This is a genomic window from Burkholderia sp. NLJ2 (assembly GCF_049487195.1).
GTDB classification, from domain to species: domain Bacteria; phylum Pseudomonadota; class Gammaproteobacteria; order Burkholderiales; family Burkholderiaceae; genus Burkholderia; species Burkholderia pyrrocinia.
Window position 1 is genome coordinate 3042676 of the sequence record NZ_CP137810.1, and the last position, 14116, is coordinate 3056791.

Here is a 14116-nt window from a genome sequence, read left to right on the forward strand (position 1 = left end):
CTGACTGCATCAAGGCCGTACGTGCGCGCTTTCCCAACTGCTAGCGCCGTGCTGAACCGCTGACAAGCAACGATACGGGATGAGGTCGGATGACGTTAGCAAGTGGCGAGGTGCGCCAGAGCATCCTGTTCGAGCGTGCGCATCGCGCGTTCCAGCTGTTCGTGGTCGAGGTCGCGATGCAGTCGATGTGCGGACGCATGCTGGTCGTTGAGCTTTCGCATGACTCGCTCGGACGCAGTTGACAGGTCGAGCTGAAACTGCAATTCATCGCGGAAGACGAGATTGACGACCTTGAATGCGTAGTCGATTACGATTGCTCGCAATGGGCAGGCGTCGACCATTTCTCGAAATTTGCTGTCGTAGGAGGCCACGAAGGGGACAAAGAAGTCGGCATTGTTAGTTCCGATTGACCGTGGTGTCGCTGACAAGAGCTCGGCCATTCTGAACAACGTCAAGTCCCATGACATGCTGCGCAAGCGTTCGAGCGATTTCAAAGTCGGCTGAGTTACCGGAGTGAAGAATTGAGGGACCTCACCAGCGCCACCCAGCAATTTCCACGCAAAGTAGATTTCCGCCTTGGGAAACTTACCCAGAGTCTCGAGGCTGAAACTCACCAGTTCTTCCAGTGCCTGGACAGGCTCGCTATGCTGTCCGTGCCAATTCAGCAATGCGGCCTTCAAAAGCACAACGTAGGTTGCCAGTCGACGTGTCTGCAGAAAGTGCATGGGCTGGGAAAACACGGTGGTATCGAGCGTGTCTTGGACGATCGTGTCGATCTCGTCGTCAGATACAGTGAATATCGGCTTGCCCGGTGGTTCGTCCAGCGCACCGGGAGCAAAGTGATCGAGTTTCTTGAGCGCCTTCAAGGTCTGAATGGGGCGATTGTTCCCTTTCACTGAAAAATGCTCGAATTCTTCGGAGAGGTAGGCAAGGTAATCGAAGTTGAAACTTCTTTCTCCACGCCCGCAGGCGAGGTGCAGCAGCTTGTACAGGTTTTGAGGTTGTGACGGCTGCTTGCCTTCGACAAACAAGCGAATCGCATCGGTTACATTTTTGTCAAGGCTGATGGAGAAATCGATTTTTATCGGTGCCTTGCCGTTCAATGATTGCTGATAAATATCATCGGTGTAGAACAAAAGCCCGGTTCCATCGAAGAAGCTCTTCAGTAATGGGCATTCATTTTCGATTTTATCGAGCTGTATATCTTGGATGTCGAGTGTTGTAGCCCGAGTGGCGTAAGTCACGTGCAAGCCTCGGAAGCATTCTCGATCTGATTCAATGATATTTTTGAATGAGGCTCCCTGGTTCGCAGTCGCGATCGCAGTTAGGGCTCGCCGGATTTTTTCGACATTATTCATTGGATGCCTATTCGGTTTGGTTCGGATGCTGATGGATAAGGTGAGTAGAAGTGTCGAGATTGGTTTGGAAAGTGTTCAGCTTTTCGATCTATTGATCGCGATAGTTGTTGGTTTTGTTTTTATTGATATGGCGTGAGCCTTAATAATACATTCACAGCAAGCACACGATGAGCTTGAACGTAACCCGTCAGATCATATGAGGTAGATTGAATTGGCGCGTCGGTCACGGGTTTCATCGACGAAATGCCGGCCGCGGCGTCGTAAAGCGAGCGACGCATGCGCAGCGGCCACCGGGATCGGGTAACGTTATGCGGTTCATTCCTGATCCTGGAGACAATCCCACATGCTGAAGAATCTCGATCCGCTGCTGCACGCCGATATCCTGCACGCGCTGCGCGCGATGGGCCACGGTGACGAAGTCGCGATCTGCGACGCGAATTTCCCGGCGGAATCCGTCGCGGAGCACACGGTGGTCGGCCGCGCGCTGCGGATCGACGGGGCCGATTCGGCGCGCGTCGCGCGTGCGGTGCTGTCCGTGCTGCCGCTCGACACCTACGTCGACACGCCGGCGTGGCGGATGGAAGTCGTCGGCGACGCGGCCACGGTGCCGCCGGTGCAGCGCGAGGTGCAGGCCGAGATCGACCGCGCGGAAGGGCGTGCGGTGCCGCTCACGGGCATCGAGCGTTTCGCGTTCTACGAGCGCGCGCAGCAGACGTACGCGGTGATCGTCACCGGCGAGCTGCGCGGCTATGGCTGCTTCATCTTCAAGAAAGGCGTGCTGTTGAGCGACGCGGGCTAAACGCCTTTTTTGCGCCGCAGCCGGCGGGCCGCGCGGCGGCCGCCGTGTAAAGATTTGCTACAACCTTTTTCTTGGACACGGCCGAAAGACCCTCTATGCTGGCCCATTTGCCGCGGGCCTCGCAGGGCCGCGCGGCCCCGAGCTTCACGGGCATGCTCCGTGCGGCCGGCCGAATTGCATACGAGGAGAAAGGCATGACGCGTTCCGTCGATTCCGGCGTCATTTTTTTCGCGCGCCTGGCGCTGGCGGCGTTGTTCCTGTGGGGCGGCGTGATGAAGCTGCTCGGCTATGGCGATTTCGTCGGTTACCTGCATGGGCTGAACGTGCCGTATCCGCAGGTCGTCGGGCCGATCGTCGTCGCGATCGAGGGGCTTGGCGGCCTGCTGCTGATCGTCGGCTACAAGGTGAAGCCGCTTGCGCTGCTGATGGCGTTCTATACGGTCGCGACCGCGATGGTCGGGCACAATTTCTGGGACGCGACGGACGCCGCGGTCCAGCACGAGATGGTGATCCACTTCTGGAAGAACATCTCGATCGCCGGCGGTTTCCTGCTGCTGTTCGTTACCGGCGCCGGCGGCGCGAGCATCGACGGCCTGCGTCGTCCGAGTTCGTCGTACGGCGGCCTGCGCTGATCGCACGCGCGTCGTTGCGCTGAAGCAAAACAAAAGGGCCGAATCCCGCGGGATTCGGCCCTTTTTTCATGGAACGGGCGCGTGCGCCAGCGTTCAGTGCGTGCCCTTCACGTCCTTCGCATCCTTCGAGAACTGCACGGCGATCGCGCCGAGCACGCAGATCGCCGCGACGTACACGACCGGCGCGAGCGGATTCGACTTCATCATCAGCGACACGATCACCGGCGTGAGGCCGCCGAAGATCGCATAGGCGACGTTGTACGAGAACGAGATGCCCGAGAAGCGCACGACGGCCGGGAAGCTCTTGACCATCACGAACGGCACCGCGCCGATCGTGCCGACCATGAAACCCGCGATCCCGTAGTAGAGCGGCAGCGTCGACGCGTCGGCCGCGACCTGCACGAACAGCAGGTAGTAGCACGCGGCCAGCCCGAGGCCGCCGATGCCGAGCACGCGCTTCGCGCCGATCCAGCCCGCGAGCGAACCCGCGGTGATGCAGCCGGCCGTCAGGCACAGCGTCGCGACGCTGTTCGCGAACAGCGTCGTCGCGGGCGTCAGGTGGAACTGCTTCTGCAGCAGCGCGGGCGTCATCAGGATCACGACGACGATCGCCGCAGACAGCATCCACGTGAGCAGCATCGACACGATCACCGCGCGGCCGTGGTCGCGCAGCACGGCCTTCAGCGGAACCTCGGCCGCGAGCGCCTTCTTCGCCTTCATCTCGGCGAACACCGGCGTTTCATGCAGCCAGCGGCGCAGGTACACGGAGAACAGCCCGAACACGCCGCCGAGCAGGAACGGGATGCGCCAGGCGAACGCGCCGACTTCGGCGGTCGAGTAACGGCTGTTGATGCCGGCGGCGACGAGCGAGCCGAGCAGGATGCCGGCCGTGAGGCCTGCGGTCAGCGTGCCGCACGCATAGCCGATATGGCGTGACGGCACATGCTCGGACACGAACACCCACGCGCCCGGCACTTCGCCGCCGACCGCCGCGCCCTGCAGCACGCGGAACAGCAGCAGCAATACCGGCGCGAGGATACCGATCGAGTCGTAGGTCGGCAGCAGGCCCATCAGCAGCGTCGGCACGGACATCATCAGCACGCTCAGCGTGAACATCCGCTTGCGGCCGAACAGGTCGCCGAAGTGCGCCATGATCACGCCGCCGAGCGGGCGCGCGAGATAGCCGGCCGCGAAGATGCCGAACGTCTGCAACTGGCGCAGCCAGTCGGGAATGTCGTGCGGGAAGAACAGCTGTCCTATCGCCGGTGCGAAGAACACGAAGATGATGAAGTCGTAGAACTCGAGGGCGCCGCCGAGTGCGGCAAGGCCAAGGGTTTTATAGTCGCCGCGCGTGAGCGCGCGTTCGGCGGCGCGAGGCACGCCGCTCAATTCGGAAGCTTGCATGGTCAGGACGATCGGTTTTCGAATGTTGTTGTCGGTGCTGCGTCTCCAGGGCCCGCTATCGGCATGGACTGACAAGGCGCGGCTTGCGTCGTCGAAGCGTGCCGGGTGCCGGATAGGGCACGAAACACGCACCGCCGCACCGGGATGGGGCGCGGCGCAGACGAAGCGTCAAAGCGGGTGGGGGGATTCTACAGGAGCGCGAAATGCGCGCGCGCGGGTGCGCGCCGAGGAACGCTTCGGACCGTGCAGCCGAAGCGCGCGCGGCGCGGGCGGCCGGTGAGCCGCTTGCGCGCCGCGCGGGGCAGGTCTCTCGGATCAGTTGCCGGCAATCGTATCGACCGGCTTGAACGCGCCGTGCTCGACCCTGTAGATCGTGACCGGCGCATCCTTCAGGTCGCCCTTCGTGTCGTACGCGATGCTGGGGGCCGACACGCCCTTGACCGACAACTTGCCGAGATACGGCGTATAGACCTTCGGGTCGGTCGAGTTCGCGTCCTTCATCGCGGTGAGCAGCGCGATCGTGCCGTCATACGAGTACGGCGAGTACGTGATCACGTCTTCGTTGAAGCGCGCCTTGTAGCGTGCCGCGTAGCCGGCGAAGCCCGGCATCTTTTCCTTCGGCAGCCCGCCCATGTAGACGATCGCGCCTTCGGCCGCGTCGCCGCCGACCTTCAGGAACGTCGGCGAGCGCGACATCTCGCCCGTCACGAACGCCGACTTCATCCCGAGCTGGCGCATCTTGCGGATCATCGGCGACGATTGTGCGTCGCCGCCGCCGTAGAAGACCGCGTCCGGATTGACGCCCTTCAGGTTGGTCAGGATCGCCGAGAAATCGAGCGCCTTGTCGTTCGTGAAGTCGCGCTTGACGATCGTGCCGCCCGCCGCCTCCACGGCCTTCGCGAATTCGTCGGCGATGCCCTGGCCGTACGCCGTGCGGTCGTCGATGATCGCGATGCGCTTGAAGCGCAGCGTCTTCACCGCGTACGTGCCGACGATGCGGCCCGCTTGCGCGTCGCTCGTCAGCAGCCGATAGGTCGTCTTGTAGCCGCGCGCCGTGTATTGCGGCGACGTTGCCATCGAGATCTGCGGCAGCCCCGCGCGATCGTACAGGTCGGACGCCGGAATGCTGGTGCCCGAGTTGAAGTGACCGATGATCCCGCGGACGTTGTCGTCGATCAGCCGCTGCGCGACGGTCGTGCCGGTGCGCGGGTCGGCCTGGTCGTCCTGCGAGTCGAGCTGGAACGTGACGGGCTTGCCGCCGATCGTCGGATGCGTCGCGTTGAAGTCGGCGATCGCGAGCTGCACGCCCTTCTGCATGTCCGTGCCGTAGTTCGACTGCGGGCCGGTCAGCGGTGCGGCGAAACCGATCTTGACGACGTCGGCGGCGATGGCGTGCGCGCCCGACAGTGCGCAGGCAGCGGCCAGCGCGACGTGCGATACCTTCAGCTTCACTTTCACTTCCCCTTGATGGCATGGTTGGGCCGCCGCCGGCTAGCGTGCCGGCGCCGGTAAACCGGGCGAGACGTTTCGGTCGGCAGGCCGATGCGGGGGCCGTACCTACTCGCCGCGCGCTGCCCGGCTTGTGCCGGAATCGGCGTGCGCGGCGGTTGATGCGACGTGCCGTGCGTGCCGATTGCTGCAGCGGCGCGATGACGTCTCGTGACCGTGAAGCGAAGTCTAGATAGCGAAAATGCGCGCGTCTTGCGCGTTCGGTGCGCGGCCGGCGACGATATCGGCATATCGTCGATAACCCTGATATATGCCGAAATCGTCACGCCGGATGCGCAATCGCGCCAAGACGCTGCACGTGCGCATTTTTAGGATGGGGGATTCGGACGTGCCTTGGCGGCGCGCCGATGCGGCACGTCGGCATCGGCGTATGCGGGACTGCATGCGGCGGCGCAAGCGGATTCGCGGCCGGCCGCCGTACCCGCAGCGCAGTCGTTGCGCGCGCAACGGTTGTCGCTTGCCGATGCCGGCCGATCGGCGTCACGATGCGACGGCTGCCGCCAGCTTGCCCGCCGCTGCAATCGTCACGCCGCGATTGAAGTGGCGCTCCTATAATCGACGCCATCTGCCACTCGCTTCGCGGTTGCCGGGATGACGACCTTGCTTGCCGTACCGCCCATGAGCCTGTCCGACACGTTGCGCTACCAGCCCGACAACGCCGATCTCGGCGCGATGCTCGCGCACTTCCGCCTGCTCGAACCGGTGTTCGATGCGCTTCCGGACGTCGCGTTCTTCGTGAAGGATGCGAACGGCCGCTACGCGCTCGTCAACCGCACGCTGGCGATGCGCTGCGGCTACAAGGAGAAGCGCGACCTGCTCGGCAAGACGACCGACGAAGTGTTCCCGCGCCGCTTCGGCCGCAGCTATTTCGAACAGGACATGGCGACGATCAACGCTGGCCAGCAACTGACGGACCAGCTCGAGCTGCACCTGTATCCGGGCCGCCAGCCGGGCTGGTGCCTGACCTGCAAGGAGCCGCTGCGCGACGCCGCGGGCAAGGTGGTCGGCCTCGCGGGCATCTCGCGCGACCTGAAGGCGCACGAGGGATCGCATCCGGCCTACAGCAAGCTCGCCGACGTGGTCCAGCACATCCAGGATCACTACGTGCAGCCGCTGAACCTGAAGCATCTCGCGCAGATGGCCGGGATGTCGGTCGCGCAGCTCGAACGCTACTTCCACAAGGTGTTCCACCTGACGCCGCGCCAGGTGCTGCTGAAGACGCGGCTCGATGCGGCTACCGCGCTGCTCATCACGCACGACAAGGTGACCGACGTCGCGGCGCTATGCGGCTACACGGATCACAGCGCGTTCACGCGCCAGTTCAAGGCGACGGTCGGCGTGACGCCGACGGAATACCGGTTGATGCTGCAGGAGCGGGCGGGGTGACGCGAGACGCCGGAAGGGCCGGCGCGTCGCAGGGATCGGGGCGATGCGGGGATACGGTGAAAACCGCGGCTCAGCGGTAGCCGAGCCCTTTCAGGACGGCCGTGCCGTCTTCGGTCAGCCGGAAGCTCGGAGCCGTATCAGTGTCGAGCTTGACCATCTCGACGAGACCGGCTTCCTGCAGCGCAGGCAATTCGGCTTTGGCGTTCGCGCCGATCGGTGCATGCAGCAGCACGAGCAGCGTCGCGATTTCGTGATGACTGAGCAGGCGGCGCAGCATCGTCTTCTTTGCAGGGGGCGCGGCCTGGCGGCCCGCGGGTGCTTCTACGGCGCTCATCGCTTTCCTCCTTTTCGAGATAACCATCGGGTACTGGTTGCGGATGGTGCCGTCGAAGACTTAAGCGATTCTTAAAACCGTGGCCGGCGACAGGATGCTGCGCTGCGGTACGGGTTACCGGATGTAACGTCATACGGCGCGCGGCGCCCGGCCCGGTCGCGGGCAGCCGCGTGGGCTGGTGCGCGGCCGCGCGATTCACCACGATGGTGCGCAATGGATGCGGCCCTTTGCCGCGACCGCTGGCCGCGATCCGATTCCGCCCCCAAAAAACGCGTTCGCGTCCTTTCCTTATTTCCTGCGCTGTGCCTGCGCGGCGAGCCGCACGGCCGCGTTCGTCGCGCCGTAGCCGTCGTATCCGCCGCGCCGTTCGACGATTTCGAGCGAGAAGCGGTTGTCGACCAGTTCCGTATACGCGTGCAGGAATTCGCCGCCGTGCTCGTCGCGGTCGTACAGCAGGTGGTGCTCGCTCAGCGTGTCGATCAGTTCGTCCGGCAGCGCGTAGCGTGCGGCGAGATCGTCGTAGTAGTTCGGCGGAATGCGCAGGAACGGCACGCCGTCGGCCGCGAACGCGGCGATCGTCTTCACGATGTCGTCCGTGCGGAACGCGACGTGGTTCAGCCCCGTGCCGTGGTAGCGGTCGAGCGATTCGGCGACGGCCGTGTGACGGTCGAGCGACGCGTTCAGCGCGATCCGCACCGAGCCGTCGGCGCTGCGCACCGCGCGGCTGCGCATCAGCCCGTACGGGTCGGGCACGAGCCAGCTGCGCTCGGCCTCGAAGCCGAACGCCGTCTTGAAGAACAGGATCCACGTGTCGAGCGCGTCGGCCGGCAGGGCCAGGCACACATGGTCGATGCCCGTCAGCGGGCCGACTTCGCTCGGGCCGTCGATGTCGGTCAGCACGAAGTCCGATTCATACAGCGTCGGCGCGTTCGGCGCTTCGTCGACGAAATACTCGAGGCTGCCATCCGGCGCCTGCACGCCCGGCAGCACGCGCTCGTTCGGCCCGACGCTGCCGGAGAACGGCGCGTAGCCGAAGCCGGCTGCGCGCTCGAACGCCACTTTCGCATCGTCGACGCGGAACGCCGACGCGCACAGCGACAGCCCATGCTGCTGGAAGAACACATCGGCGAACGAGTCGCGCTCCGCGTTCAGCACGATCGACGCGGCGCCGTGCTGGAACAGCGTCACGTCCTTCGAGCGGTGCCGGCCGGCGAGCCGGAAGCGCATCCTGCCGAGCCATTCGCCGACGGTTGCCGCCGCCTGCGCGTCGACCGCGAATTCGATGAACTGGAACCCGACGTGCGCGGGCGGCGCCGGCGGCGCGAACAGCGGCTGGCCGGCGGCCGGCGCACGGCCGTCCTGCGCGAGCCGCGTGCGCGTCAGCTCTTCCAGATAGAGCAGCGAGCGATGGCCGTCGGCGGCCGTGACCGCGGTCGGTGCCGCGCGGAATCCGTCGTTGAAGATCTCGAGCGACAGCGGCCCCGTGTAGCCCGACTCGATCACGCGCGCGGTGAAGCGCGCGAGGTCGAAGTCGCCCTGGCCCGGGAACGAGCGGTAGTGGCGGCTCCATTCGAGCACGTCCATCGCGAGTTTCGGCGCGTCGGCGATCTGCACGAACGCGATCCGGTCGCCGGGAATCTCGGCGATCGCATCCGGCGAATCGTCGAGCGACAGCGTGTGGAAGCTGTCGAGCGCGAGGCCGAGATGCGGGCTGTTCACGGCATTCACGAGTTTCCACGCATGGCCGTACCGGTTCACGACGCGGCCCCACGCAAGCGCTTCGTACGCGGCGACCACGCCGGCCTCCCGGGCGGCTTCGGCGAGCGCGCCGAGCTGGTCGACGAGCAGCCCGTCGTCCGCGATCGTGTCAGCCGACACGTTGCTGCAGACGAGGATGCGGTCGGTGCCGAGCGCGTGCATCACGTCGAACTTGCGCTTGATGCGATCGAGGTTGCGCGCGAGCTGTGCCGCGCTCACGCCCTCGAAATCGCGAAACGGCTGGAACAGCACGATGTCGAGGCCGAGATCGGCGGCCATGCGCCGGACGTCGGCCGGCGATCCGTCGAAGTAGACGAGGTCGTTTTCGAAGATTTCGACGCCGTCGAAGCCCGCGGCCTGGATGGCGGCGAGCTTCTCGGCGAGCGTGCCGGACAGTGACACGGTAGCGATCGAGCGCTGCATGGGCGATTCCTGCGGATGAGCGGGGCATGGCGTCGGTCGAACCGGCCCTGAATGAACCAGTCGTTGAGTTCCGGGCGCGCGCCATAACCCGAATTTACTGGGTAAGTGACTCGGATTATACAAACTAACTAGGTGGTACAAATTAGCGAAAACCCGAAAAGACATTGCGCTTGCGCAAGCGCACACTAGCGCCAAATCTTGACGTCTGGGGGCGAAGTCGGCTAGCGATTTGCCCCCGTTTTAGGAGCAGAATTACCATGAGCAAGCACAAGGTGCTGGTGCTGAACGGCCCGAACCTGAATCTGCTGGGGACACGCGAGCCCCATATCTACGGCGCGGAAACGCTCGCCGACGTCGAGCAGCGCTGCCGCGCGGCGGCCGACGGGCTCGGGCTGGAAATCGACTTCCGCCAGTCGAACGCGGAGCACGAACTGATCGACTGGCTGCATGCCGCGCGTCACGACACGCACGGCATCGTGATCAACCCGGCCGCCTATACGCACACGTCGGTGGCATTGGCCGACGCGCTTTCCGCGATCGCGAAGCCGGTGATCGAAGTGCATATCTCCAACGTGCATCGCCGCGAGGCGTTCCGCCACCATTCTTATGTGTCGGCGGTTGCCGAAGCCGTGATCTGCGGCTGCGGCACCGAAGGCTACGTGTTCGCGCTGCAGCGTCTGTCGACGCTGTTTGCGCAGGGAGCCGCGCGATGAGCCGCCCGTCGTTTCTGATCGGCCTGATCGGCCAGGGCATCGGCGGTTCGCTGTCGCCGGCGATGCATGAGGAAGAAGGATTCCAGCAGGGCTTCGGCTACGTCTACCGGCGCATCGATCTCGACGCGCTCGGCGTCACCGTCGACGCGCTGCCGCAACTGCTCGATGCCGCACAGCGGATGGGCTACAACGGGCTCAACATCACGCACCCGTGCAAGCAGCGCGTGATCGAGCACCTCGACGCGCTGTCGGACGATGCCCGCGCGCTCGGCGCGGTGAACACCGTGCTGTTCAAGGACGGCAAGCGGATCGGCCACAACACCGACTGGTCGGGCTTTGCGAAATCGTTTCGCCGCGGGTTGCCCGACGCGTCGCTCGAACGTGTCGTCCAGCTCGGCGCCGGCGGCGCGGGTGCGGCTGTGGCCCATGCTGCGCTGCAGATGGGCGCGGCCGAACTGACGATTTTCGATGTCGACGGCACGCGTGCCACCGCGCTCGCGGCCGAGCTGCAGCAGCGCTTCCCGGCCGCGCGTGTTGCGTCGGGCGGCGCTCCGTCCGGCGACGATCTCGCGGCCGCGATGCGCGCCGCGACGGGCCTGATCCACGCGACGCCGACCGGCATGGCCAAGCACCCGGGCCTGCCGCTGCCGGCCGAACTGCTCCACGCGAGCATGTGGGTGGCCGACATCGTGTATTTCCCGCTCGAAACCGAACTGATCCGTGCCGCGCGTGCGGCCGGCTGCGCCACGCTGCCGGGCGGCGGGATGGCCGTCTACCAGGCGGTCGATGCGTTCGAGATCTTCACCGGACGTACGCCCGACCCCGAGCGGATGTTCGATCACTTTCAGTCGCTCGTCGCGCGCTGACCCCTTAAAGAAAGAGAGACCAGGAGACGACCATGCAGCACACCACCCACACGAGTGCCGCGCCGGCGCAGGCGGCCGGCACGGTCCGGCGCACCTCGGCGCGCTACAAGATTCTCGCGCTGCTCGCGATCGGCACGATGATCAACTACCTCGACCGCACCGTGCTGGGGGTGGCTGCGCCGCAGCTCACCAAGGAGCTCGGCATCAACGCGGCCGTGATGGGCATCATGTTCTCCGCGTTTTCGTGGACGTACGTCGCGATGCAGGTGCCCGGCGGCCTGTTCCTCGACCGCTTCGGCAGCAAGATCACCTATTACTGGTCGATGACGCTGTGGTCGCTTTGCACGCTCCTGCAGGGCTTCGTGCCGGGCATCGCGACGCTGCTCGCATGCCGGCTCGGCCTCGGCGTGACGGAGGCGCCGTGCTTCCCGACCAACAGCCGCGTCGTCGCGACGTGGTTCCCGCAGAACGAACGCGCGATGGCGACGGGCACCTATACCGTCGGCGAGTACATCGGCCTCGCGTTCTTCAGCCCCGTGCTGTTTGCGCTGATGGGCGCGTTCGGCTGGCGCTCGCTGTTCTGGGTCGTCGGCGCGGTCGGCATCGCGTTCGGCCTGGTCTGGTGGAAGTTCTATCACGAGCCGCGTGATCATCCGGGCGCGAACTCGGAGGAACTCGCCTACATCGAGGCGGGCGGCGGCCTCGTGCACGGCCCGCGCAAGGGCGACAACGGCGCCAACGGCGGCAAGAGCGAGCAGAAGAAGTTCAGCTGGGCGATGGCCGGCCAACTGCTGAAGAAGCGCCAGCTCGCGGGGATCTGCCTCGGCCAGTTCGCCGGCAACTCGACGCTCGTGTTCTTCCTGACCTGGTTCCCGACCTATCTCGCGACCGAACGCCACATGGGCTGGCTGAAGATCGGCTTCTTCGCGGTGATGCCGTTCATCGCCGCATCGGTCGGCGTGATGTTCGGCGGGATCTTCTCCGACTGGCTGCTGCGCCGCGGCAAGTCCGCGAACCTCGCGCGCAAGCTGCCGATCATCGCGGGCCTGCTGCTCGCCTCGACGATCATTCTCGCGAACTACGTGCAGAGCAACGAGGCCGTGATCGCGATCATGTCGGTCGCATTCTTCGCGCAGGGGATGGCCGCGCTCGGCTGGACGCTCGTGTCGGACATCGCGCCGGACGGCCTGCTCGGCGTGACGGGCGGCATCTTCAACTTCGCGGCGAACCTCGCGGGGATCGTCACGCCGCTGGTCGTCGGCTTCATCGTCGCGTCGACCGGCTCGTTCGTCGGCGCGCTCGTGTTCATCGGCGTGATCGCGCTGGTCGGTGCGCTGTCGTACATCTTCGTCGTCGGCGACATCAAGCGGATCGAGCTGTAAGCCTAGACTCCACGCACATCTCGTGCGTTCGCCCGGCAGCCGGTTGGCCGCCGGGCTTTTTTGTTTGCACGCCGGCTGACGTGCCGGCGTGTGTTCCGGCCCGCGTGCTGCGTTATGCGCGCTGCACGGCGATGCCGAGCGATTCGACCGCCTGCGCGATCGCAGCCACCGCGCGCCGGATATCGTCGGCATCGATCGCGCCGATGCAGCCGACGCGGAACGTCTCGAGCTGCGTGAGCTTGCCCGGATACAGGATGAAGCCCGCGTCGCGCACCGCGTCGTAGAAGCGGCGGAAATCGTACGCCGGATGGTCGGGCGCGTGGAACGTGACGATCACGGGCGCCTGCACGCTCGCGTCGAGAAACGGCACGAAGCCGAGCGCGCGCATCGATTCGACCAGCGTCCGGCAGTTCTCCTCATAGCGCGCGCCGCGCGCCGGCTGGCCGCCTTCGGCGAGGTACTGGTCGAGCGCGGCGCGCAGCGCGGCGATCACGTGCGTCGGCGGCGTGAAGCGCCACTGGCCGGTCTTGCGCAGGTACGCATATTGATCGTGGAGATCGAGCGCGAGCGACGGCGAATTGCCTTCGCTCGCGTCGAGCGCGTCGCGCCGCACGGTCGCAAAACCCATCCCCGGCACGCCTTCGAGGCATTTGCCGCTCGCCGAGATCAGCGCATCGATGCCGCTGTCCGCCAGCGCGATCGGCAGCGCGCCGAACGAACTCATCGCATCGACGATCAGCCGCTTGCCGTGGCGCCGGCACACGGCCGCGATTGCGTCCAGCGGATTCAGGATGCCGGCGCTCGTCTCCAGGTGCACGAGTGCGACGTGCGTGATGCGCGGCTCGCGTGCGAACGCGGCCTCGACCGCTGCCGCGTCGACGGCCGCGTCCTCGCCGAACGGCAATGCGATCGCGTCGATGCCGAGCCGGCCGAGGATCTTCAGGATGCGCGCGCAGTACGCGCCGTTGTCGGGCACGAGCACGACGCCGTCGCGCGGCACCAGCGTGCCGAGCGCGGCCTCGACCGAGAACGTGCCGCTGCCCTGCATCGGCACGCACACGTAGTCGTTACCGCCGCGCGCGATGGTGACGAGATCCGCGCAGACGCTGGCTGTCAGTTGGTTGAACGCGGTGTCCCACGACCCCCAGTCATGTTGCATTGCGTGGCGGGTTGTGGCGGACGTGGTAAGCGGGCCGGGCGTGAGCAGGATCGGATCTGGCATGGTTTTTCTCCAGCAAAGGGCGAACGAAACGCCGGGCGGCATTTCTGAATGACTTGCATGATAGTGGCAAAATGTGTCATTTTTTGGAAATTGTGGCACTCGTCATGGGTTTGTCATCGAACGCTGTGATCCTTCGGTTGCCGCGCGAAACCACCCGCAGCGCGGTAGCGAGGCAGGCCGGTGATCGGCTTGCTTTGCATAACAGGCCTTGCATGGGGCCAGAGTAGTCGCTGACGCGCCAACTCTGGCCGACCGCGAAGCATGGAGCCGGAGTAAGCGCCGAAGCGCCCACTCTGGCCGACAGTGCCGTACATGCCCCCGGCCATTTGG

At 65.2% G+C, this 14116-nt stretch carries 12 protein-coding genes; 6 read left to right on the forward strand and 6 right to left on the reverse strand.

What is annotated here, in order from left to right; translation table 11 throughout:
* Positions 1 to 95: 95 nt before the first annotated feature.
* Positions 96 to 1244, reverse strand: coding sequence for a hypothetical protein (locus tag R9B84_RS36205; RefSeq protein WP_423762133.1), 1149 nt, complete (start codon positions 1242 to 1244; stop codon positions 96 to 98).
* 457 nt (positions 1245 to 1701) lie between these two features.
* Here R9B84_RS36205 and R9B84_RS36210 point away from each other — a divergent pair, with 457 nt between their 5' ends.
* Positions 1702 to 2157 (forward strand): RbsD/FucU family protein, encoded by a 456-nt coding sequence (locus tag R9B84_RS36210; RefSeq protein ID WP_423762134.1) that lies wholly within the window; start codon positions 1702 to 1704, stop codon positions 2155 to 2157.
* Between the two features lie 194 nt (positions 2158 to 2351).
* A complete protein-coding gene (locus R9B84_RS36215; protein WP_423762135.1) occupies positions 2352 to 2789 on the forward strand; it encodes a DoxX family protein in 438 nt (145 codons plus the stop codon).
* A gap of 93 nt (positions 2790 to 2882) precedes the next feature.
* On the opposite strand, the gene R9B84_RS36220 is transcribed toward R9B84_RS36215, so the two are convergent.
* On the reverse strand, positions 2883 to 4193 hold the full coding sequence (locus R9B84_RS36220) for an MFS transporter (RefSeq protein ID WP_423762136.1): 1311 nt from the start codon (positions 4191 to 4193) through the stop codon (positions 2883 to 2885).
* A 315-nt stretch (positions 4194 to 4508) separates the two neighbouring features.
* Positions 4509 to 5645 (reverse strand): branched-chain amino acid ABC transporter substrate-binding protein, encoded by a 1137-nt coding sequence (locus tag R9B84_RS36225; protein ID WP_423762137.1) that lies wholly within the window; start codon positions 5643 to 5645, stop codon positions 4509 to 4511.
* A 648-nt stretch (positions 5646 to 6293) separates the two neighbouring features.
* Between R9B84_RS36225 and R9B84_RS36230 the strand changes: the two genes are divergently transcribed.
* The gene (locus R9B84_RS36230) at positions 6294 to 7088 is read left to right on the forward strand and encodes an AraC family transcriptional regulator (RefSeq protein ID WP_047902369.1); all 795 of its coding nucleotides are present in this window, start codon (positions 6294 to 6296) and stop codon (positions 7086 to 7088) included.
* Positions 7089 to 7158: 70 nt separating this feature from the next.
* Here the strand turns inward: R9B84_RS36230 and R9B84_RS36235 are convergent, their stop codons facing one another.
* Together R9B84_RS36235 and R9B84_RS36240 are read right to left on the reverse strand one after the other, a co-directional pair.
* A complete protein-coding gene (locus tag R9B84_RS36235; RefSeq protein ID WP_423762138.1) occupies positions 7159 to 7422 on the reverse strand; it encodes a hypothetical protein in 264 nt (87 codons plus the stop codon).
* Positions 7423 to 7710: 288 nt separating this feature from the next.
* Entirely contained in the window at positions 7711 to 9603 is a 1893-nt protein-coding gene (locus R9B84_RS36240; RefSeq protein ID WP_423762139.1) for a bifunctional sugar phosphate isomerase/epimerase/4-hydroxyphenylpyruvate dioxygenase family protein, read from the reverse strand.
* A 257-nt stretch (positions 9604 to 9860) separates the two neighbouring features.
* Here R9B84_RS36240 and aroQ point away from each other — a divergent pair, with 257 nt between their 5' ends.
* From aroQ to R9B84_RS36255, 3 genes are read left to right on the forward strand one after another with little or no spacing between them, the layout of a single operon-like run.
* Positions 9861 to 10316 (forward strand): type II 3-dehydroquinate dehydratase, encoded by a 456-nt coding sequence (gene aroQ, locus R9B84_RS36245; RefSeq protein ID WP_174382662.1) that lies wholly within the window; start codon positions 9861 to 9863, stop codon positions 10314 to 10316.
* Positions 10313 to 11182: a shikimate dehydrogenase gene (locus tag R9B84_RS36250; RefSeq protein ID WP_423762140.1), complete on the forward strand. Its 870-nt coding sequence runs from the start codon at positions 10313 to 10315 to the stop codon at positions 11180 to 11182. Before aroQ ends, R9B84_RS36250 begins: the two co-directional genes overlap by 4 nt.
* A gap of 32 nt (positions 11183 to 11214) precedes the next feature.
* Entirely contained in the window at positions 11215 to 12564 is a 1350-nt protein-coding gene (locus R9B84_RS36255; protein WP_423762141.1) for an MFS transporter, read from the forward strand.
* 112 nt (positions 12565 to 12676) lie between these two features.
* On the opposite strand, the gene R9B84_RS36260 is transcribed toward R9B84_RS36255, so the two are convergent.
* Entirely contained in the window at positions 12677 to 13786 is a 1110-nt protein-coding gene (locus R9B84_RS36260; protein ID WP_423762142.1) for a 2-aminoethylphosphonate--pyruvate transaminase, read from the reverse strand.
* Positions 13787 to 14116: the final 330 nt, after the last annotated feature.

What these genes read in the sequence shown, in the direction of transcription:
- R9B84_RS36220 (WP_423762136.1), bottom strand. Translation starts at nt 4,193, where the DNA reads ATGCAAGCTTCCGAATTGAGCGGCGTGCCTCGCGCCGCCGAACGCGCG.
- R9B84_RS36240 (WP_423762139.1), bottom strand. Translation starts at nt 9,603, where the DNA reads ATGCAGCGCTCGATCGCTACCGTGTCACTGTCCGGCACGCTCGCCGAG.
- R9B84_RS36250 (WP_423762140.1), top strand. Translation starts at nt 10,313, where the DNA reads ATGAGCCGCCCGTCGTTTCTGATCGGCCTGATCGGCCAGGGCATCGGC.
- R9B84_RS36255 (WP_423762141.1), top strand. Translation starts at nt 11,215, where the DNA reads ATGCAGCACACCACCCACACGAGTGCCGCGCCGGCGCAGGCGGCCGGC.
- R9B84_RS36230 (WP_047902369.1), top strand. Translation starts at nt 6,294, where the DNA reads ATGACGACCTTGCTTGCCGTACCGCCCATGAGCCTGTCCGACACGTTG.
- R9B84_RS36260 (WP_423762142.1), bottom strand. Translation starts at nt 13,786, where the DNA reads ATGCCAGATCCGATCCTGCTCACGCCCGGCCCGCTTACCACGTCCGCC.
- R9B84_RS36235 (WP_423762138.1), bottom strand. Translation starts at nt 7,422, where the DNA reads ATGAGCGCCGTAGAAGCACCCGCGGGCCGCCAGGCCGCGCCCCCTGCA.
- aroQ (WP_174382662.1), top strand. Translation starts at nt 9,861, where the DNA reads ATGAGCAAGCACAAGGTGCTGGTGCTGAACGGCCCGAACCTGAATCTG.
- R9B84_RS36210 (WP_423762134.1), top strand. Translation starts at nt 1,702, where the DNA reads ATGCTGAAGAATCTCGATCCGCTGCTGCACGCCGATATCCTGCACGCG.
- R9B84_RS36215 (WP_423762135.1), top strand. Translation starts at nt 2,352, where the DNA reads ATGACGCGTTCCGTCGATTCCGGCGTCATTTTTTTCGCGCGCCTGGCG.